Below are 21047 nucleotides of genomic sequence, written 5' to 3'. Positions count from 1 at the left end.
CTACTCTTATAGCCACTTTACATTATATGGTATATTTACTCGTAAAAAGAAGATAATAACAAGTAAATCCATTAAAGAATGGGAGCTCTAAAAAAATGAAACGAAAAATATTAACTCTCTTTACACTTTTATGCTTAGCACTACCAATACAAGCTAGTGCTTACACATTTCAGTCACTACCGATTGCGTCAAAGTCTAAACAATGGTATGTCGAAATTGATAAATCTCATAACTCAAACAAGCAAGCAATCCAGCCAAAGCAAGGTGTATTTGATACGTATAGTTTACTCGTAAAAAACATCGGTCATGATGTATCAAACGTATCTGTGGAAATACTTGATAACAACCCTACCTCTAAAGCTACCTTTAAACCTACTACACCTAATGAAAATATTTCTAAAAGTCATACAAGCTTTGACTACATGGTATTCCCATTAGACTTTAATAGTCATAATTTTAAAGTTGTAATCACTTGGGAAGAAAAGAATTTCTCTTACAATGGCCATCCGGTAAATGAAGGTAAAAAAATGAAACAAACATTTGTATTTAATGAAGACTAAGTCCTAATTTCTTTAGGGCTTAGTCTTTCTTATGGATACCAATCGATACAGCACTAAAGCTTCCTATGCAAGATTGGTTTAAAGAAAGATTCCCATTATTTTTTGAAAAAGGCACCTTTGAAATTCAACGTGTTTGGGATAATGAGCTAGATAAACAAGTTGCTATAACAATTACACATACGTAAAAAAGCTTGGAATCTCTCCAAGCTTTTCTTACTTCTCCTGTACTTTCTTAATCTTATAATCAATTTCTAAAAACTTAACTCCAAATATCCACATTCTATGATTAGCTTCTAGTATGTGATCCGTGCGCTCTTTTATAATAAAAGTCTCTGCTAACGGTAAACGGATTGTCAAGAACCGAGTATGTAAATAAATCCCCTCATCTCCCTGACCATTTTCTCTTAACTTACTAGTAATAATTAAATCATGACTATCATTATATAGTTTCAAAATACCAGTCATATTCGAATAAGGTAAAGGTAAGGCGATATTCATATATGTCTCATTCTTATTTGTATGCTTTGAATAAAGAGCTACAAAAATAGATTTACCTGCTTCATTTTTTCTTAGCCAAGCCCTTACATTCTCTCTTCCATCTTTCTCATCTATGACACTAATGATAGAGCCATGCATCGTTTCCCAATTGCCGCCCATTCCTAAATGTATTTGTTCTACACGCTTACTCATTTTCTCATAGCAAAGTGCGAACGGACGGAACCAACGAGCCCATTTAATATTCGATTGCAATTCATACTCTACTGTATTTTCATAAAAATGAATAATACTTAAAGGAACCTTCGTCACATCAAATGCCTCACTATGAAAGTCATTTACTTTATCAACTAAACCGTTGTATTCCTTACTGTCTACTAAATTGCTGCTATATAAATAAGCCTCACCAATTGCCACATTTCCTCTTAACTTACTCATTGGTTTCCCATAGTATTTATAATTCGGAACACTCTTTTCAATCACCCAGCCGATAAATGCCGGTAACGCTACTCCAATTCCGTTGACAACACCATGAATCCAAACCATTTGAGCAATTGTAATCGTCAAGACATGCTTCAAATTCCCGTATGAATATATAAGTGAGAACATAATTGTAACCATGAGTGTACTAGACGAAACGATTAGAAGAATCTTTGCACTGATAGCATTAAATTTTGCTCTCCAAACGTAAAATCCATACCCATAAATTGCACATAAATATAGGAACACTGCAAAAAATTCAAATATTCTTGAGTATGTAATTCCTATTGCAACTGTCATAGGTGAAATCATGATGATAAACATAATAACATCATACACTTCACTTCTCTTTTCTCTTTTTCTCCCTATTAAACCAGCTGATAATGGCAATAGAAACGCCGAGTAATGAAAATGTGCAGCTGTGAGTAAAACAATGTCAGAGCTAAAATGCATAATTGAAAGTTTTGCTACTGAAGCAGAAAACCAAAAACCACCTAAAAACAAATAAATAAACGCACTATCTATGGCGATCTCTTCTAACGGCTTCCATCCTCTTTCTAGCAATCTACTTACACCAAATAACGCAACAATTCCTGTATATACAAACCAAACTAGCGCAAATACATATTGATTTGTGACGAAAGCTAGCATTGCACAAATTGCTGCGATTGGATATAAAAATGATACGGATTTATAAAATAATAATTGCGATCCATCTCTTTTTCTTTTATCAATAATACAAAATGACATTGGTATAAATAATAAAACAGATAATAATATAATTGCTTCAACAGGATTTATATTCGACCACTCACATATTAGAAAAACAACATAGCAAGCAAGCCCAAATATTATATTTTTCATATCGTTTATTTCCTTTCCACAAATGTTCCCTTATATGAAAAAAGCGATCCAATTAACGGGTTTCGTACTTGTACATGAATTCGGAAACATTGTAGTTCATCATCATAACTTTCAACAATTTTTGCTTCACCATACAAAAATTTTGGTAACGGCATTTTTCTTCCAAACATATAAAACCATTGTTTCTTTGAAGAAATATGCATTGCCCCTAACTCATCGATATGAAAATGCAGTGTAGAGACGAGTAAATGTGGTTCACCAAAATAATCTACAATTTCATTTTCGTTTTCATCAAACTGCATAACTGCATTAAAATATCTTTTCTTATTTCACCTATTGATTCCCCTTCTCCAACTATTTCAAGCCCAAATCCAATCTTTGTTTTATACAAAAACTTCTGTGGTTCTCCTTCTTTTTTCTCTAAATACGAAATTTCAGTAAAGCGAGCATCCCACTCTGTATGTATATCTGGTTCTTGCGTATATTCCCATAATTTTTCCATCGTCGTGTTCATTTTTGTCGCAACATAAATAGGCTGTTTCCTTTTCATTCTCCCCACCTCCTATGCACTATAAGTTTAATGTACATGCAATGAATTTATTTTGCTACATTTTTCACAAACTTCCTCAAAAAAAGAAAGAATTTTTAAAATATATATAAAACACTTGATTCCACGAAAAATTTAAATTATTATAAAACAAATGTTACCAACAACTTCATAAATCAAACACTCTCGCCTAAAACGTGAGATAGAGGTTGCGATACTTATGAGTATTCTAATGGAGACACAGAGATGTCTATGAACTTAGATGAAAGGAAGTATTGCCGAAATTGATAAATTTCTCTGCATTTATCAATTGGGGCTGTTTTCGAATAGAAACAGAACTGTCATATGTACAGACGTGTACGTATGAAGAGCTATCTACAAAAAAGAGATATCATTTTTTTATGATATTCCTTTTTTGGCGGTTTTTTTATTAGCTCCGTTTTCTGTTTCCCTTTTCCTGTAACAGCACCATCCTCACTTATTTGAGATGGTGTTTTTTGTTTGTCTTTCTGGTAACTACAGGAGTATTGGGATTTATATATTTCCTAATCTATTCTTAAAAATAGACGAAAGAAGGAATTTGTAATGGAAACAATTGTTCAAAAATTTGGTGGCACTTCTGTCGGAAGCGTCGAACGCATTCAACATGTAGCAAATTTAATTATTGAAGAATATGAACGAGGTCATAGCATTGTCTCTGTCGTTTCAGCAATGGGAAAAAGCACAGATGAACTTGTCGCACTCGCTAACGCTATCACAGAAAATCCAAGTAAACGTGAAATGGATATGCTTCTATCTACAGGAGAACAAGTAACTATTTCATTATTAACAATGGCACTGCAAGCAAAAGGCTATCATGCAATTTCATTAACAGGGTGGCAAGCAGGTATTACGACAGAATCTGTACATAGTAGTGCACGGATTACTGACATTCATACAGATCGTATTCAATCTTATCTTGCTGAAGGTACGATTGTTATCGTAGCTGGTTTCCAAGGTATAAGTGTAGAAAATGAAATTACAACGCTTGGCCGTGGTGGCTCTGATACGACTGCTGTCGCATTAGCTGCTGCACTTAAAGCAAAAAAATGTGATATTTATACGGATGTGACAGGTGTATATACGACGGACCCACGAGTTGTAAAAGATGCTTACAAATTAGACGAAATTTCTTATGACGAAATGTTAGAGCTTGCTAATCTCGGTGCTGGCGTATTACACCCGCGCGCTGTTGAGTTTGCTAAAAATCATAATGTAGTTTTAGAAGTTCGCTCAAGTATGGAACAAGAAAACGGAACAATTGTAAAAGGAGAATGTAACATGGAACAACAATCAATCGTTAAAGGTATTGCATTTGAGGATAACATTACACGTGTCACAATTAAAGGATTAGAACAAGGCTCGCTTTCAACAGTTTTCTCTACATTAGCAGCAGCACACATTAATGTAGATATCATCATTCAAAGTATTACAAATGAAGGAACTGTACACCTCTCCTTCTCCATTCATTCCAATGATTTAAGAGAAACTTTAGAAGTTTTGGAACAAAATCAAGAAACTCTTCACTATGAATCTGTAGAACATGAAAATCACTTAGCAAAAGTATCAATCGTAGGATCTGGCATGGTATCTAACCCAGGTGTCGCTGCAAATATGTTCACTACTTTAAAAGAAGAAGATATTCATATTAAAATGGTAAGTACATCAGAAATTAAAGTGTCTGTCGTTATTGACCGCCTTCATTTAGTAACAGGCGTTGAGGCGCTGCATCAATCATTTATGGCGAAAATTGAGCCTTTAGTGCAAATGAGCTAATCTGATATATTTAGTAATGCTAAAAAAATCATATTAATGTATTACCTTCCTATTAAATAAAAAGCTGTTCGTTAACACGATGCTATATGACATATTAAAAAACACCTTGTCACATTTTCCTATACTGTGACAAGGTGTTTTTGACTGAAAGGAATTTGTAACTACTTAGTAGTATAATTATGAGGATAATTAAATAATAGACTTTTATACATAAGGAGATAAGACTATGGCAAAAAACAAATTACTACGAATGGACAATGTCAGCATCGTTGTAGAATCCCTTGATAACGCAATCTCTTTCTTTGAGGAGATTGGCTTGAATCTCGAAGGTCGAGCCAATGTCGAAGGTGAATGGGCTGGTCGCGTAACTGGACTCGGTTCTCAGTGCGTAGAGATCGCTATGATGGTCACTCCAGATGGCCACAGCCGAATTGAACTTTCGCGATTTCTCACCCCACCTACTATATCAGATAACCGAAATGCTCCTGTAAACGCCCTCGGTTATCTACGCGTCATGTTCACCGTTGAAGACATTGACGAAATGGTATCGAGACTCACTAAGCATGGTGCAGAGCTCGTTGGTGAAGTAGTTCAGTATGAGAACTCGTATCGTCTCTGCTACATTCGTGGAGTCGAAGGAATTTTAATCGGTTTAGCGGAAGAACTCGGTAATAAATAAGTAATGTTTTATAAAAAAGAGGGAATAGCTCTATATTTAAGCTATTCCCTCACTTCTATTAAAACAGATGAATGTTTTCTTTTTTACAAGCTGCACGTAAATCGTCAGGCCATACAGAAGATTGAACTTCACCGATATGAGCTTTACGTAAGAAGTACATGCACATTCTTGATTGTCCAATACCACCGCCGATTGTTAATGGTAGTACGTCTTCTAGTATACCTTTATGGAAATCATACTCACGTTTGAAGTCTTCACCAGTTTTCGTTAACTGCTCATCAAGTGATTTACTATCAACACGAATTCCCATTGATGATAATTCAAATGAAGATTGTAGTACTGGGTGCCAGAATAAAATGTCACCGTTTAATTTCCAATCGTCATAATCAGCTGCGCGTCCGTCGTGCTTTTCACCTGAACGAAGTGCATCACCAATTCCGATAATGAAGACTGCACCGTGTTCTTTCGCAATTGCATGTTCACGATCTTTCGGTGTTAATTCTGGATATTTATCTTCTAATTCTTGAGAAGTAACGAAAACAATTTCTTCCGGTAAATACTTTCCAAGGAACGGATATTTTTCAAATAAGTGATCTTCTAAATCTTTGAATATTCCATAAATTGTTTGTACTGTTTTTTGTAAGTAATCGACAGTACGCCATTCTTTTTGAACGATTTTTTCCCAATCCCATTGGTCAACGTAAATGGAATGCGTTGCATCAAGTTCTTCATCACGACGAATCGCGTTCATGTTTGTATATAAACCTTCACCAGCTTCATATCCATATTCATGTAATGCAAATCGTTTCCATTTCGCTAGTGAATGAACAATTTCTAATTCTTCTCCTGAATGTAACATATCAAATTCAATTGGACGTTCTACACCGTTTAGGTGATCGTTTAATCCTGATTTTTTCGTTACGAATAATGGTGCAGATACGCGGAATAGTTCAAGGCGTTTTGCTAATTGGTCCTCGAAAAATGTTTTAACTTCCTTAATTGCAATTTGAGTCTCTCTTACTGTCATTAATGATTGATACATGGTGGTTTCCTCCTAAAATGTTTGGATGTTGTGAAAAGAAGCCAACAAAAAAAGCCCTTCTTTCCCAAAAAACTGGGACGAAAGGCTTTGGTTCCGCGGTACCACCCAAATTAGCAACAGAGGTTGCTCACTTATACAATACGGAGATGAAATATCTCGATACTGTTCTTCTTGTAACGGCGAAGTTCCCGGCTAAGTCTACTTTCCTATAAAGGATTTCGGTTAGCAACTCCAGGAGGTTCTTCATAATAGGCTTCGTATCAGGCTCACACCACCCCTGACTCGCTTAAACTACGTCCTACTACTACTCGTCCTTTCATAGTCGTTTTGTTGTCACATCTCTGAAACATTTTATTAATGATTATTCTATACAAAAAATAAAGAAAGTCAACAAAAAGTTTTAAAATATTTTTCAATTCTTTATTTTACGGCTTTATTGATTGTTGTTAATTTAACATCTTTACTTTTTCTGCCTCGTCAATCCAAAAAATGTTTCACTGACCGAAACTAACGTATACACAATAATTAATGTGATCGTTCGGAATATAGAATCCGCAGTATTTCTTATTATTTTCATTTTCTTTATAATTCCTTTCAGTTTACTTGCAATTTCATGATATACTATAGCATTCAAGCAGTTTATTTTTACTTAAAGCAATCATAGTCATTTATAAAGAGTATTTTCTAAATCATTGACTATTATCAAATAAGATTTTTAAATAACGGAGTGATCATATGAGTAAAACGAAGGCAAAACCGAAAAAAGGTGTAGGACAAGGTACAGGAAGTAAAGGATGGAACCGTTGGCAATCAAGTGCAAAGAAAAAGGCAGCTGCAAAGCCATACAAAAGTAAAGGTACAAAGAAGTAATTTAAATAACATTTGATTTCTTTACTTTGCACAAAACAAAATATAATTATTACAACAAAAAGCTATGCTTTCACATGTGAAAGCATAGCTTTTTCATATTAAATCATTAAAATATCTCGTATTTCTTCCTCCGTGATGGATGCTAATTTTTCTTCTCCCGGCTCAATCACTTCAGCAATTAAATTTTTCTTACTTTCTTGCAGTTCATGCATTTTCTCCTCAATTGTTCCGTGGGCTACTAGCTTTATAACTTGCACTGTATTTTTTTGCCCCATTCGATACGCTCTATCGGCCGCTTGTTGTTCAACAGCTGGATTCCACCATAAATCGTATAATATTACTGTATCTGCACCAGTTAAATTAAGTCCGGTACCACCAGCTTTTAAAGAAATGAGAAATAGATCCCCTTCTCCTTCGTTAAACCGATCGCACAGCTCTACACGTTCCTGCGCTGGTGTACTCCCGTCTAAATAAAAGTATGGAATTGCTTGGTGATTTAACTCACGACCAATAATGGAAAGCATCTTCGTAAATTGAGAAAAAATTAATATTCTCTTTCCTGTACTTCTACATTCCTCTAAAATCTCTAACAGTTGTTCAAATTTAGCTGAACTTCCTTTGTAATCATCAACAAATAAAGCAGGATGACAACAAATTTGTCGCAATCTCGTTAAACCAGCTAAAATTCTAATTTTATTTTTACGTAACGTATCTTTGTCTAAATGCTTTAACGTTTCTTCCCTGAGCTTCGCTAAATAAGCAGCATAGAGACTCTTTTGATCGGGTAATAACTCCGATGATTGTAAGTGCTCTATTTTCTCTGGCAACTCATTTAATACGTCCCCTTTTAATCGTCTTAATACGAATGGTTTCACTCGCTTCGCTATATCTTCACGCCTTAAATCACCGAACTCTTTTCTTCCTGGTAATAATTCTGGGAAGACGACATGGAAGATAGACCATAGCTCTTCTAATGAATTTTCTACAGGTGTACCCGTTAGCCCAAAACGGTATTCAGCTTGAATTGTTTTCACAGCTCTTGCCGTTTGCGTTGTAGGGTTTTTAAACGCCTGCGCTTCATCAAGGAATAGTGTATGAAATGGTCTTGCATATAATCTTATATCTCTTCTCAGTAATGGATATGACGTAATTACGACATCAAATTCCGTTATATCTTTCAAAATTTTCCGGCGCTCTGCTTGGTTTCCATCTGTAATAACTGCTCTAATATGCGGGGCGAATTTTTTCAATTCACTAACCCAATTATAAACAAGAGATGATGGTGAAACGACTAATATAGGTAGTTTCTTTTCTCGAATCTCAGGCAAAACAGAATCTATAAAAGCAATGCTTTGCAACGTTTTTCCAAGTCCCATATCATCTGCTAAAATACCGCCAAAACGGTAATGAGCAAGTGTTTTCATCCATTCGAACCCATATACTTGATACTTTCTCATTTCTGCATTTAAAGTATTTGGCACAGCAAAATTTAACTTTTTCGGGTTTTGAATGTTTTCTACTAACTCTTGAACAGAATCATCTAAACTTAAAACATTACCTTCATGAAGTCCGTTCATCCATTTTACACTCCGAATAAGTGGAACATTTACCTCTTCTCCATGTAAAAATTCTTTCCGAATACCTGATTCTTTTATAAACTGATTAATTTCATTAAACTCTTTACTCTCTAGCGATAAAAACGAACCATTCGCCAATCGATAATATTTACGTTTCTCTTCAAGGGCCGCTAATACACCTTTAATTTCTGCTTCTGGTATTCCTTTTATATCAAAACGAAATGACAACCAATCAATTCTTTCTTTTCTTCTCACTCTAATAAGAGGAACTGCATCCCCTTTACTAATTCGCAATTTGATTGCTGTAGTCGCATAAATATCAACTAAACCTTTTAATGTTGGCACGACGTGATATAAAAAATTATACTCAGCTTCTTCATTATGCATAAAGTAACCGCCTTCTGTTTTTGCAAAAGCACTTTCACTCATAATGTCTAAAATCTCTTTTTCCTTTTTCTCATCACGATTAAAAACAGACGGCTGTCCATCCTCTTCTAGCGGATTAATCATGACGTTCCCATAGTGAAATTCAAGACCTGCTAATAAGCGATTTTTCACGCGGTCTAAATACAATTTCGCTTTTAGCGAAGGTGTTTCAACACGATCCGATATTACTTCATCAATGTGTACAGTTCCGAGCTTCATTAATCCTGGTACAACTTTCGCGACGAAATGTTCCATCTTACTTTCTGGAATATAAAACTGATTACTATTTGAGCGACTCATCATCTTTTGTAATTCAATAAGTCGCATACAATCTTCAATGTGTAAGTGATATAATTTCCCATCGTAAAGTGCATTGTTATACATATCCATAACTTGTACACGATTTAAACCATCTATATGAAGTGTAAATCCGCCATTATTTCCCTTCGTAAATTCAAAGTGTAACGGCAACAACCCTTTTGAAACTTGTAATCCCTGAAACAGTTGTTCATTTTGTTTCAGCTGTACATATTCAACTTTAGAAAGTGAAGAGAGCATATCTTTCCATGAAGCTGGTGGTATAAATATCATACTTTCATCTTGTTTCGCATGTACTTCTAGCGTATCTTCATACATTTTTTCGTTATGATACATTTTAATGAGCTGCTGAATAATCGCATCCGTTTCTTGTTTAAAACTATGTACATCTGGTGTATATGTAAATTCATTTGAACAATGAAAAGATTCCCTTTTCTCCACCTTAGAAAGAAATTCTCTAATATGATTTATGAAATACACTTTGGCAAGTTTCAATTGAATTCCAAGAAGAGCCCCACCACTTCTCGTAGCTACTGGTGTACATATAAACTCAATATCTAATATTTCACGTGTATCAAAACGGTGTTGTTTACTTTTTGGCCTCAGTGGTTTGTCTGCAAACAGCTGAAACATACCACTTGTCAATTGATCATTTCTGCTACTAGTGGAGCTCATTCTACCTGTTTGTTGATTATAGTTTATTTGTATTAATACTGCTGCAACATGTTGACAGTACGTTTGAAAAGACGCTAATGAAGGACAACTACATTTTGCAACAACATCACCCTTTTTGGCTTTTGCTACTGTAACATGGAAATCCTCGTTCCCTTTTACTGTCGCCTCACAAATTTCTTTATTTTCATCGTACTGATCTATTATCACTTTATTTGATTTATAATAGGCTTCACCTCTTTTATATGAGGTCTCTCCGCACACTTCTTTAATAATCGATTTATTCAATGTGAAACTCATTGCTTTGACACTTCCTTAATATAAAACCATTTTCTCTTACTTAACATTTTACATGCTCCACGAGAAAATATAAAATGTTGATTTAACAAAAGAAGATGCTTATTTATAAGCATCTTCTTCACTCTATCTCCATCAACCTCTTCGCCTCAAAATACAACACTTGAATAAACTTTTTCGTATTAATTCGCGTATGACCAGAAGATGCGAGTTCATCTTTCATCATTTCTGTCATCCGTTTTCTAACTACGGTAAAATCGAAAAATTTTGGAGCATAGCTTTCAAATTTTGGATTTGAAAAGTCTGTTAATCCTAAAGAAGCCAAATGATTTAACGACTGATAAATAGCTCGACGTACTCTTTGTTCAGACGCTTTTTTCTCTTTATCAATATCCGCCTCTAAAGCTAAATCCCCTAATTTTCTTATCGTAATATGATGGAAAATTTCTTTTAACGCAGGAAAGCCAAACTCAAATGTCTGTGCCTTTTCTTGACCATATAAATATTCCAGCATACTAAGTAAATCTTTACTTCCATTCTCTCCCGCAATACCGAGTTCTGATAGTAAAAAGCGCCCTAAATCCCCTATCTTTTTTCCTTCTTGCACTGGTTCAGTACGCAATTGCGGTTTTTCCCACTGAAACACGTTATTCAATGATTTTTGAATATCGTGTATAGAACGCTCCAATCTAATACGCTCCATCACTTTGCGTACAACAGATACAACTTCGATTTTATTTAATGGTTTTGTAATATAATATTCTACACCAAGTGTATATGCCTCACCTATAAGCTGCTTCGATTCCACTTGAGAAATCATAATGATTTTCCCCGTGAAAGTTGACGCAATGTGACGAACTGTTTCAATTCCGTCCCTCATCGGCATCAACAAATCAATAAATAAAATATCTACTTTTTTAAAATTTAGTTGATCCGCCTCAATAAAAGCTCCGTCATCCGCCTCACCAATTACTTCTCCAAGATCTCCATCTTCAATAATTTGCGAAAGCATCGAACGGAAAACTTCATCATCGTCTACGATATAATAAAACAAATCTATTCCCCTTCCCGCTTTAAACTACCCTCTGGTAAACAAACGATAAACTTACATCCTCTTTTATTTTCTCGGCCTTCTAATCTCACTTCTCCGCCTAGTTCTGTTACCATTTCATTTATGTAAGAAAGCCCAATACCAGTTGACGGTGTTCCCGTTTGATCATACTTAGAAGTAAATCCTGGCTTAAATACTAATTTCTTATATTTTTGTGCAATACCAGGTCCATCGTCAATTACTTCAAAAAATATATGTTGATCTCTTTTATATAGCTTAATAATAATGACACCTTTATCTTCAATTGCTTCAACTGCATTTGCAGCGAGGTTATTAAAAATTGATAGAACTGTATACACGTGGTATGCAGCATGCTCACCTTCTATATGTTTAGAAAAACGTATATCCTTTTCTAGCATTTCAGCATACTTCTCGTTTATTCTAACAATCATTTCTGCTAACTCATGTCCTTCTACATATTCAGCCACATTTTTATCTAATAACAGTTTAGATAATCCTGCAAATATCCTTTGATTATCCTTTTTTATTTCATGCACTTCCCCCGCTATTTTCAATGCTGTTTTACTACTTGAATCAGCGCTTACTTGTAAATTTCGATATAGTTGATATGCTTCTTGTGTAATTAACTCCGCATTTTGTAACGTCTTTTTCAAATGAACAGATTCCACATATAAATTAGAAAGATGCATTAACATATTTTCATTTTCTTTTCGAACTTGCGATTCTTTTAATTTCGTTTCATATAAATTCATCATATTTAAAAAACCAAGTGCAAAGAAACTACGAAAAATAGCAATAATGATGAGTTTATTTACTTCAGAAATCGTTATTATTGTACCTAGTACTAACATGTGATAAAACGCAAGTTCTGACATACTTGCAACAATTTCAATTGAAATTCCAAGGCATCCAATAATGATTGGTTTCTGATGGAACTTATTTACCCTGCAAAGCGAAAAAAAACTGCCATAAATAAAATAATAGAAGAACACAGGATAACGCAAATAAAATGATTCTGTCATATGAAATGAACCTTGCATGATCCAGTCAAGACATACTCGGAATAAGACTACAGATATACCAACAAGAATACCTGCAACTCCTGCTGGTACTCTTCTTAAAAATAATAATAAAAAGAAGAATAGCGGTGTACCGAAGCTAACTCGAAACGTATCATTAAAGGGATGAAAGTTCAGCTCCCCAGCAATCGGAACAACGACCATTAATATAATTAAAAGGGACATATCTTTCTTCCATAATTGATTCCAATTCAAAGGTGACACTTCCTATACTTTTTTTCAGTAGTAAAAGCGAAAGCCCGCTTATTGTTATAAACGGGCTTTTTTTCTATATTCTAACCTTTTCTACCGCTTTTATTTGGCGATACTCTGGCTTCCACATTGCTTCTTTCACTGCCATCTTGATATCGTTATCACTTAAGTTCACTCTTGCAACACCTTCTGCAACTGCAACTTTAGCTACTTCAATTGCAACCATTTCTGAGATATTACGTAATTCTTCGACCTCTGGTAAAATAGGTGCTCCTGGCTGACTTGTATCTACCATACTTGCAACTGCCTCAGCAGCTGCTGCGAACATTCCATCCGTCATGACACTTGCTCGTACTACAATTGTTCCAAGACCAAGACCTGGGAAAATAAGTGCATTATTTGATTGTCCAATCACATACGTTACACCGTTATATGTAACTGGTTCAAATGGACTTCCTGTTGCAACTAACGCTCTTCCTTCTGTCCACTCGATTAAATCTGCTGGTTTTGCTTCAGCAAGTGGCGTCGGATTCGACATTGGTAAAATAATTGGTCTTTCTACGTGAGAAGCCATTTCTTTAATAATCTCTTCTTTAAATGCACCTGCAACAGTAGATGTACCAATTAAAATTGTCGGTTTTACATGTTTCACAACTTCAGCAAGTCCGATCACATCATTTTCTTTCCACTCACTTACTTCTGCTTCTTTTCTTGCGTACGGAATTTGGAAATCAAGAAGATCTTCCATATTATCTGTAACTAACCCGTTACGATCAATACACCAGAAACGCTTATATGATTCTTCTTCAGATACGCCTACGCGGACCATCGCATCTCTAACTTGATCTGCGATACCGATTCCAGCCGTACCAGCACCAAATACAACAACGCGGTGTTCACTTAGCGGTACACCAGAAGCTTTCACTGCCGATAATACTGCCGCAAGTGAAACTGCACCTGTACCTTGAATATCATCATTAAACGTACAAACATCATGACGATATTTATCTAAAATTTTTCGTGCGTTACGAGAGCTAAAGTCTTCCCAATGTAAAAGTGCTTTCGGGAATTGTTTGTTTACCGCTTGTACAAACGTATCAATAAATTCATCGTAAGCTTCACCTGTTATACGAGGGTGACGATTTCCAATATAAAATGGATTGTTTAATAACTCCTCACGGTTTGTACCTACATCTAAAATTACCGGTAATACACGACTAGGATCGATTCCAACTGCAGCAGTGTAAACAGCTAATTTTCCGATTGCGATGTTAATACCACCAACGCCCCAGTCACCAATTCCTAATATGCCTTCTCCATCTGTTACAACGACTAAATCAATGTTCTCAGCTGTTGCACCGATATTCGTGAATGCTTCTTCGATACCTGATGGATCGTTAATTGATAAATAAACACCACGTGGTTTACGATATTCATGACTATATCTTTGAATTGCTACACCGACAGTTGGTGTATATACAATCGGTAACATTTCACGTAAATGATCTGTTAATATACGATAAAATAATACTTCATTTCGATCATGTAACGCAGTTAAGTATACATTCTTTAATAAATCATCCGGCTGAGAACTAAATTGTTCGTATGCTCGGCGTGCCTGTTCTTCTAACGTTAAAACCGCTGGCGGTAATAACCCTTTTAAACCTAACTCTTCTCTTTCATTTTGTGTGAAAGCTACCCCTTTATTTAAAAGTGGTGTTGATAATACTTCTGCTCCTCTTAATGTTGTTTCTAATGCACCATTAGAAGCTACTGTAAACTTGCTCATAACATCCCTACCTCTATTCATATATAGCATTTCTATATTGTAAACAAAAAAGAGGGGATTGTCCCCCTCTTCTTTTAATTTTTCTTTAAAAGAGTTGCTCCTGCAATCCCTGGGTGTGTCATTTCGAATGGATCTAGAATTAACTCTAAGTCTTCTTGTGACAATACACCATTTTTCACACAAAGTTCTCGAACGGATTGGCCTGTTGCAATTGCTTCTTTCGCAACGCGAGCTGCTGCTTCATAACCGATATGAGGGTTCACGGCTGTAATAATTCCTACACTTTTCTCAACATACTCTTTTAAGCGATCTTCATTCGCTTCAATTCCTTTTAAGCAATTATCTGTAAAGGCACGGAAACCGTTATTCATAATGCTAATCGATTGAAGTAAGTTGAAAACAAGTACTGGTTCCATAACGTTTAATTCTAATTGTCCTGCTTCTGAAGCAAGGCAAATTGTATGGTCATTACCAATTACTTGGAACGCAATTTGATTAATTACTTCTGGCATAACAGGGTTTACTTTCCCTGGCATAATAGATGAACCTGGTTGACGAGCTGGTAACATAATTTCCGCTAAGCCAACACGTGGACCTGATGCCATTAAGCGAAGGTCATTCGCGATTTTAGACATATTCATCATACATACTTTAAGCGCTGCAGATACTTCAGTATAAGCATCCGTATTTTGCGTCGCATCTACTAAATCTTCTGCACCAACAAGCGGTAATTCACTAATTGCAGCTAAATGTTTTACAACTGCTTCAATATATTCTGGATCTGCATTTAAGCCTGTACCAACTGCAGTTGCTCCCATGTTCACTTCATATAAGTGTTGACGTGATTGCTGAATGCGTTTCATATCACGTTCAAGTACACGTGAGTACGCTTTAAATTCTTGTCCAAGGCGAATTGGCACAGCGTCTTGTAAATGTGTACGTCCCATTTTAATCACATGATCGAACTGTTCGGCTTTTAATTCAAATACATCATGCATATAACCCATCGTTTGTAATAAGCCTTCTAATGCATTTAACGTTGCGATATGAATCGCCGTTGGGAATGCATCATTTGTTGATTGGGCCATATTTACATGACTATTTGGACTAATATAATGATAGTCTCCCTTTTCCATTCCTAATAATTCAAGAGCACGATTGGCAATGACTTCATTTGCATTCATGTTCATTGAAGTACCCGCTCCGCCTTGGATTGGATCTACGATGAAATGATCATGCCATTTTCCATCAAGAATTTCTTGAGCAGCTTCTGCGATCGCACCGCCCTTGTTTAATTCCAATCTTCCTACATCTGTATTCGCAAGCGCTGCAGCTTTTTTTACAACTGCGAACGCTTTAATTAAACCTTCATGGATTTTGTATCCTGTAATTGGGAAGTTTTCAACTGCACGCATTGTTTGTACGCCGTAGTATGCATAGTTTGGTACTTCTTTTTCACCTAAAAAATCTTTTTCAATTCGAACACCATTTTTAACTTCAGTTAATGTTGCCATGATTATTCACTCCTTAACGATTTCTTATGCTGCTTTTGTTTCTTTGACTGTTTCTACATATTGTTTTGCTTTCTCATTATCGAATTCGCCTTCCCACTTCGACATAACAATGGCCGCTAATGCATTTCCTAATACATTGACAGATGAGCGAATCATATCTAAAATGCGGTCAATTCCCGCAATTAATGCGATACCTTCTAGTGGTAACCCCATTGAACCTAACGTTGCTAATACAACAACGAACGATGCACCTGGAACTCCCGCCATACCTTTGGATGTTAACATGAGAACGAATAATAACGTTATTTGCTCCGTTAGTGACATGTGCACACCGTACATTTGTGCAACAAACAATGCCGCTAACGCTTGATAAATAGCCGATCCAGTCAAGTTAAATGTATAACCTGTCGGAATTACGAAAGAGGCAACTGCCTTTGGACAACCGAACTCTTCCATTTTTCTCATTATATTAGGTAAAACAGCTTCTGAACTTGCTGTCGTAAATGAAAGAATCAATTCTTCTTTTAAAATTTTTATTAATGTAAAAATGTTTACTCCAACCATTCGTGCATTAATACCTAATACAATCACAACGAATAGTATAACAGTTACGTATACAGCTAGCACTAGTTTTCCTAGCGGAAGTAGTGTTGCTACACCAAATTTTGCAACCGTAACGGCAATTAATGCGAATACACCAAATGGTGCAAATTTCATAACTTGATTTGTAACCCAAAACATGGCTTCGAGTACGCCTTCAAAAAAGTTAAAGACAGGCTTTCCTTTTTCCCCAATTGCCGCAACTCCTAAGCCGAATAATACTGAGAAGAATATAATCGGTAATAGGTCACCTTGTGCAATCGATTCAAATACGTTTTTCGGTACAATGTGAACAATTGTCTCAGCAAAACCTTTCTTCTCTGTTGCATCTGCAGTTTGTTTATAAGAAGAAATATCACTTTGCTGTAAATTACTCATATCAACACCAGTACCTGGTTGGAATATATTCGCTGCAAGTAATCCCATTAAAATGGCAATCGTCGTAATAATTTCGAAATAAAGAATTGTCTTACCACCCAGTTTCCCAAGCTTCTTCATATCTCCTACACCAGCTACTGCAACAATTAATGCTGAAATAACAATTGGTACTACAATCATCTTAATTAAGTGAATAAATATATCCCCAATTGGTGTGATATAAGAAATCGCCGTTTTATTGCCATAAAAGACTGCCCCTACTACAATCCCTAAAACAAGCGCGACAAAAATTTGTGTTGCCAATCCGAATTTTTTCATTTATGTTCATCCCCTTCATGCGAACGCTTTCAATTTGAATTTATAAAAGCTACTCACACATCTTATAAGCGAACCTACAAAATCATACAAAAACCTACAAGTTCGTCACAAAAAATTCAAATATTTTTCTTCTTTTTTTCATTGACACCATTTTGTTAAAAAACGATAAAATAAACTTGATAAGTAATCAGATTGTTTCGTATAATCAAAAAGATATATACTTAAAACAAATCAAAATGAAAAGGAGTGGATGTTATGAAAAACTATACAAAGCAATTCGTCCTATCTTCTTCTTTTCTTTTTCATTTTCTTAAAAAGGAACAAAGGCATTCGCCTTTGTTCCTTTTTTATTGCGATCTATATAGGGGGAATTGTTATGAGGCCATATAAACGTGTCTTAATTAAATTAAGCGGCGGTGCACTTGCCGATCAAACTGGAAATAGCTTTAACTCCAAACGATTAGAACATATCGCAAACGAAATTTTATCCATTGTTGATTTAGGTATCGAAGTATCCATCGTCATCGGTGGCGGTAACATTTTTAGGGGGCATCTAGCTGAAGAGTGGGGAATTGATCGCGTAGAAGCTGATAATATCGGTACACTAGGTACAATCATTAACAGCTTAATGCTTCGCGGTGTTTTAACAAGTAAAACAAATAGAGAAGTACGCGTTATGACGTCCATTCCATTTAATGCAGTAGCTGAACCATACATTCGCTTACGTGCAGTCCACCATTTAGATAACGGCTATATCGTTATCTTTGGAGGCGGAAACGGGCAACCGTTCGTGACAACAGATTATCCAAGTGTACAAAGAGCCATCGAAATGAATAGTGATGCCATATTAGTCGCAAAACAAGGTGTCGACGGTGTTTTTACAAGTGATCCAAAGCATAACAAATCAGCAAAAATGTACAGCAAACTAAACTATAATGATGTCGTTAGACAAAATATACAAGTCATGGATCAAGCGGCATTACTGCTTGCCCGGGACTACAATTTACCAGCACATGTCTTTAACTTTGATGAGCCTGGAGTGATGAAAAAAATATGTTTAGGTGAACATGTGGGGACGTTGATTAATGATGATGTTACGATGCTTGTGCATGAAAAATAATGATTTCCCACCAAAAAGGGTGCCTTTTGTAGGCACCCTTTTCTAATCCATCATCACAAATAGAACTCAACCAATCCCGCCACTTTCTCCTTACAACGCTCCCAAAAAGATAACTTTTCAAAAAACTCTTTCGTCATTTCTTTCGAATCATGAAAATCCTCTGTTAACGCCTTATTAACTTGTCCTACAATAGGACCACCATAAATATAAAAATTCATTTCATCATTTATATTGAAGCTACGCGAAGTAAAGTTTGTTGTACCAATAACGGTTAATTCATTATCAATAAGCATTAATTTGCCATGGAACATTCCTTTTTTATACCCATATACAGTAATCCCATTATTAACAGCTTGACGTATGTATGGATACGCCGCTTCTTTTATAAGAGGTAGATCTGGTTTATATGACCAAAGTATTTTTACTGTAACACCACGCTTTTTTGCTGCGATTAAAGCATTCATGGATTCTTTATTTTTTGCTATAAAATACGGCGTTGCAATTACAATGGAGTGTTGAGCTTGTTTTATGAGCTCTATATATTTTTCAGCAACGTAATGCCCATTGTAACTAGTCATAGTATGTAATGTATTCCCTTTACTAGCTTTATTCGTACTCCTCTTTATCTCTTCTTTCGTATCTCGTTTCCAATCTAAAGCGAATTGCTGTTCTAAATCTTTTGCTCCTTCTCCTTTAAGCCGTACATGATAATCACGCCAATATCCAAATCGCTTATCTTTCCCTAAGTACTCATCTCCTATATTAAATCCGCCTGTATAGCCAATATCCCCATCAATCGTCGTAATACGGCGATGATTACGATGGTGAAGTGAATAAAATCCGAATGGCAATGCAGGTTTTCTACTATATGTAAAATGCACACCACTTTCCCGTAATTCATTTATCATCTTTCTTTCAAATGATAAATCATTAATGCGATCAACTGATAAATAGACGTTTACTCCTTCTTTTGCCTTCTCTTTTAATAAGTTTAAAAAAGTATGACTACTTTTATCATCCGACAAAATGAAGAAATAAGTGTAGATAGAGCTTTTCGCTTTTTTAATATCTTCAAATAGCTGCTCATATAATGATTTCCCTTCTACATATAATTGAAAATCACTATAATGAGGCGCATACTCTGTCGGCATGTTTTTTCCAGCTTCCATTTTCCTACCTAAGGTAACATCGATATGCATACAAATTACAATAAAAACGAAAATAGCAATAATAATAGAAGTAACTCTTAATATTTTTTTAATCATTTTGGTTTCCTTCCAATCATATTCCTTACTATTTCGTAGTGTTTCATTTAAATATGTTTTCATACGAAATGTATTTCTTATTTTTATTGATACTAAACAGTTAAAGGAGATATGAATATGAGAAAAAGAAAAACTCCTATTGTTTTTATCCCAGGTCTTTTCGGTTCAATGAGCAATATTATTATTCCCGGCACTGGTAATTGGAGTTTTGGACTTTCTGCATTTGTTTACGAACCATTCATCATGATGCTAGAAAGTATGGGCTACGAACGAAATAAAGACTTGTTCATCTGTTTTTATGACTGGCGGCAGCGTATTGTTCTTTCTACACAAAAATATTTATTACAAACGATTGCTTATGCTAAAAAGATTACAGGTTGCGATAAACTAAATTTAATTTGTCATAGTATGGGCGGCCTTCTTGGACGTTCTTACGTTCAAAGTGACGAATATAAAAATGATGTGAATCAACTTATAATACTCTGCACACCAAACGCTGGATCTCCACCAAATTATAGTTATTGGACTGGAGGCAGTCTCCCTATCCATGCCTCTTCTAAAATAAATATCGTTCATTTTTATATGGAACAATATATTTGTTACTTAAGCATCTTACATAAAATGAATAAAGTTGAGGCGATACACATTTACTTTCCAGGATTACAAGATGTTATTCCTTGTAAAGATTACGGAAATTATTTATTTATAAAATCCGACTCTTCTATTACATTTCTTCCTTATAGTAAGATGAAAACGAAAAACCCTTTCCTCGATATATTAAATACAAATAGATTTATTATACAAAAAAGAAATATTGAAACGACACTCATTGCCGGAGATGGAGAGGAAACAACTCAATATTTACAAGTCGTCCCTTCACATTCCAAACTGAAATGGACAGACGGCAAAGTCGTCGGTGATTTACTTACAAAACATGGTGACGGTAACGCTGTTCTACATAGCGTTTTTCTTCTAGAGGGAAATAAATATGTTTTGCATGCTTCACATAACGAAGTGCTCTACAAAAGCATTCCTATACTACAAAAGATACTCTAAGTTTCAAACAAAAAAGGTATGG

The 21047-nt window shown here is 35.4% G+C and carries 15 protein-coding genes, 3 pseudogenes, 1 riboswitch and 1 other annotated feature; of the genes and pseudogenes, 7 read left to right on the top strand and 11 right to left on the bottom strand.

Annotation, left to right across the window (positions count from 1 at the left end):
- Window positions 1–95 precede the first annotated feature (95 nt).
- Both BHV55_RS09205 and BHV55_RS09200 read left to right on the top strand, forming a co-directional pair.
- A complete protein-coding gene (locus BHV55_RS09205) occupies window positions 96–560 on the top strand; it encodes a hypothetical protein (protein WP_000823343.1) in 465 nt (154 codons plus the stop codon).
- Window positions 561–589: 29 nt separating this feature from the next.
- Window positions 590–745: pseudogene (locus tag BHV55_RS09200) on the top strand (DNA mismatch repair protein MutT); the annotation flags it as partial.
- A 28-nt stretch (window positions 746–773) separates the two neighbouring features.
- On the opposite strand, the gene BHV55_RS09195 reads toward BHV55_RS09200, so the two are convergent.
- The 3 genes and pseudogenes from BHV55_RS09195 to BHV55_RS09185 all read right to left on the bottom strand — a co-directional run.
- Window positions 774–2399 carry a YndJ family protein gene (locus tag BHV55_RS09195; RefSeq protein ID WP_070757097.1) on the bottom strand — a complete coding sequence of 542 codons (1626 nt, stop codon included), beginning with the start codon at window positions 2397–2399 and terminating at the stop codon, window positions 774–776.
- Between the two features lie 5 nt (window positions 2400–2404).
- Window positions 2405–2728, bottom strand: a pseudogene (locus tag BHV55_RS09190) (DUF4166 domain-containing protein); the annotation flags it as partial.
- Window positions 2692–2949, bottom strand: a pseudogene (locus tag BHV55_RS09185) (hypothetical protein); the annotation flags it as partial. The pseudogenes BHV55_RS09185 and BHV55_RS09190, both read right to left, overlap by 37 nt.
- Before the next feature lie 192 nt (window positions 2950–3141).
- Window positions 3142–3328: riboswitch (Lysine riboswitch) on the top strand.
- Window positions 3329–3531: 203 nt separating this feature from the next.
- On the opposite strand from BHV55_RS09185, the gene BHV55_RS09180 reads away from it, so the two are divergent.
- Together BHV55_RS09180 and BHV55_RS09175 are read left to right on the top strand one after the other, a co-directional pair.
- Window positions 3532–4761 carry an aspartate kinase gene (locus BHV55_RS09180; protein ID WP_000448032.1) on the top strand — a complete coding sequence of 410 codons (1230 nt, stop codon included), beginning with the start codon at window positions 3532–3534 and terminating at the stop codon, window positions 4759–4761.
- Between the two features lie 226 nt (window positions 4762–4987).
- A complete protein-coding gene (locus BHV55_RS09175; protein ID WP_001107261.1) occupies window positions 4988–5440 on the top strand; it encodes a VOC family protein in 453 nt (150 codons plus the stop codon).
- 58 nt (window positions 5441–5498) lie between these two features.
- Here the strand turns inward: BHV55_RS09175 and asnA are convergent, their stop codons facing one another.
- Window positions 5499–6482 carry an aspartate--ammonia ligase gene (gene asnA, locus BHV55_RS09170; protein WP_000284914.1) on the bottom strand — a complete coding sequence of 328 codons (984 nt, stop codon included), beginning with the start codon at window positions 6480–6482 and terminating at the stop codon, window positions 5499–5501.
- 70 nt (window positions 6483–6552) lie between these two features.
- Window positions 6553–6811, bottom strand: a binding site (T-box leader).
- Window positions 6812–7217: 406 nt separating this feature from the next.
- Here asnA and BHV55_RS09165 point away from each other — a divergent pair.
- Window positions 7218–7352: a DUF3934 domain-containing protein gene (locus BHV55_RS09165; protein ID WP_000047588.1), complete on the top strand. Its 135-nt coding sequence runs from the start codon at window positions 7218–7220 to the stop codon at window positions 7350–7352.
- A gap of 98 nt (window positions 7353–7450) precedes the next feature.
- Here the strand turns inward: BHV55_RS09165 and BHV55_RS09160 are convergent, their stop codons facing one another.
- From BHV55_RS09160 to BHV55_RS09135, 6 genes are all read right to left on the bottom strand, one after another.
- Complete coding sequence (locus BHV55_RS09160) at window positions 7451–10645, bottom strand: DEAD/DEAH box helicase (protein WP_070757098.1); 3195 nt, start codon at window positions 10643–10645, stop codon at window positions 7451–7453.
- A gap of 118 nt (window positions 10646–10763) precedes the next feature.
- The gene (locus BHV55_RS09155; protein ID WP_070757099.1) at window positions 10764–11696 is read right to left on the bottom strand and encodes a response regulator; all 933 of its coding nucleotides are present in this window, start codon (window positions 11694–11696) and stop codon (window positions 10764–10766) included.
- Window positions 11697–11698: 2 nt separating this feature from the next.
- Window positions 11699–12997, bottom strand: a complete 1299-nt coding sequence (locus tag BHV55_RS09150; protein ID WP_083320146.1) for a sensor histidine kinase — start codon at window positions 12995–12997, stop codon at window positions 11699–11701.
- 64 nt (window positions 12998–13061) lie between these two features.
- Window positions 13062–14774: an oxaloacetate-decarboxylating malate dehydrogenase gene (gene malS / locus BHV55_RS09145; protein ID WP_016109742.1), complete on the bottom strand. Its 1713-nt coding sequence runs from the start codon at window positions 14772–14774 to the stop codon at window positions 13062–13064.
- Between the two features lie 74 nt (window positions 14775–14848).
- Entirely contained in the window at window positions 14849–16288 is a 1440-nt protein-coding gene (gene aspA, locus BHV55_RS09140) for an aspartate ammonia-lyase (protein ID WP_000224190.1), read from the bottom strand.
- Between the two features lie 24 nt (window positions 16289–16312).
- On the bottom strand, window positions 16313–17584 hold the full coding sequence (locus tag BHV55_RS09135) for a cation:dicarboxylate symporter family transporter (RefSeq protein WP_000713291.1): 1272 nt from the start codon (window positions 17582–17584) through the stop codon (window positions 16313–16315).
- Between the two features lie 376 nt (window positions 17585–17960).
- On the opposite strand from BHV55_RS09135, the gene pyrH reads away from it, so the two are divergent.
- The gene (pyrH, locus tag BHV55_RS09130; RefSeq protein WP_001248059.1) at window positions 17961–18704 is read left to right on the top strand and encodes a UMP kinase; all 744 of its coding nucleotides are present in this window, start codon (window positions 17961–17963) and stop codon (window positions 18702–18704) included.
- 53 nt (window positions 18705–18757) lie between these two features.
- On the opposite strand, the gene cls is transcribed toward pyrH, so the two are convergent.
- Complete coding sequence (gene cls, locus BHV55_RS09125) at window positions 18758–19969, bottom strand: cardiolipin synthase (RefSeq protein ID WP_048568562.1); 1212 nt, start codon at window positions 19967–19969, stop codon at window positions 18758–18760.
- A gap of 117 nt (window positions 19970–20086) precedes the next feature.
- On the opposite strand from cls, the gene BHV55_RS09120 reads away from it, so the two are divergent.
- Complete coding sequence (locus tag BHV55_RS09120) at window positions 20087–21025, top strand: esterase/lipase family protein (RefSeq protein ID WP_070757101.1); 939 nt, start codon at window positions 20087–20089, stop codon at window positions 21023–21025.
- The last annotated feature ends 22 nt before the right edge of the window (window positions 21026–21047 follow it).

The sequence above is a fragment of the Bacillus sp. RZ2MS9 genome (assembly GCF_001816185.2).
Classification (GTDB): domain Bacteria; phylum Bacillota; class Bacilli; order Bacillales; family Bacillaceae_G; genus Bacillus_A; species Bacillus_A cereus.
This window is presented reverse-complemented; position numbering and strand designations above follow the sequence as displayed.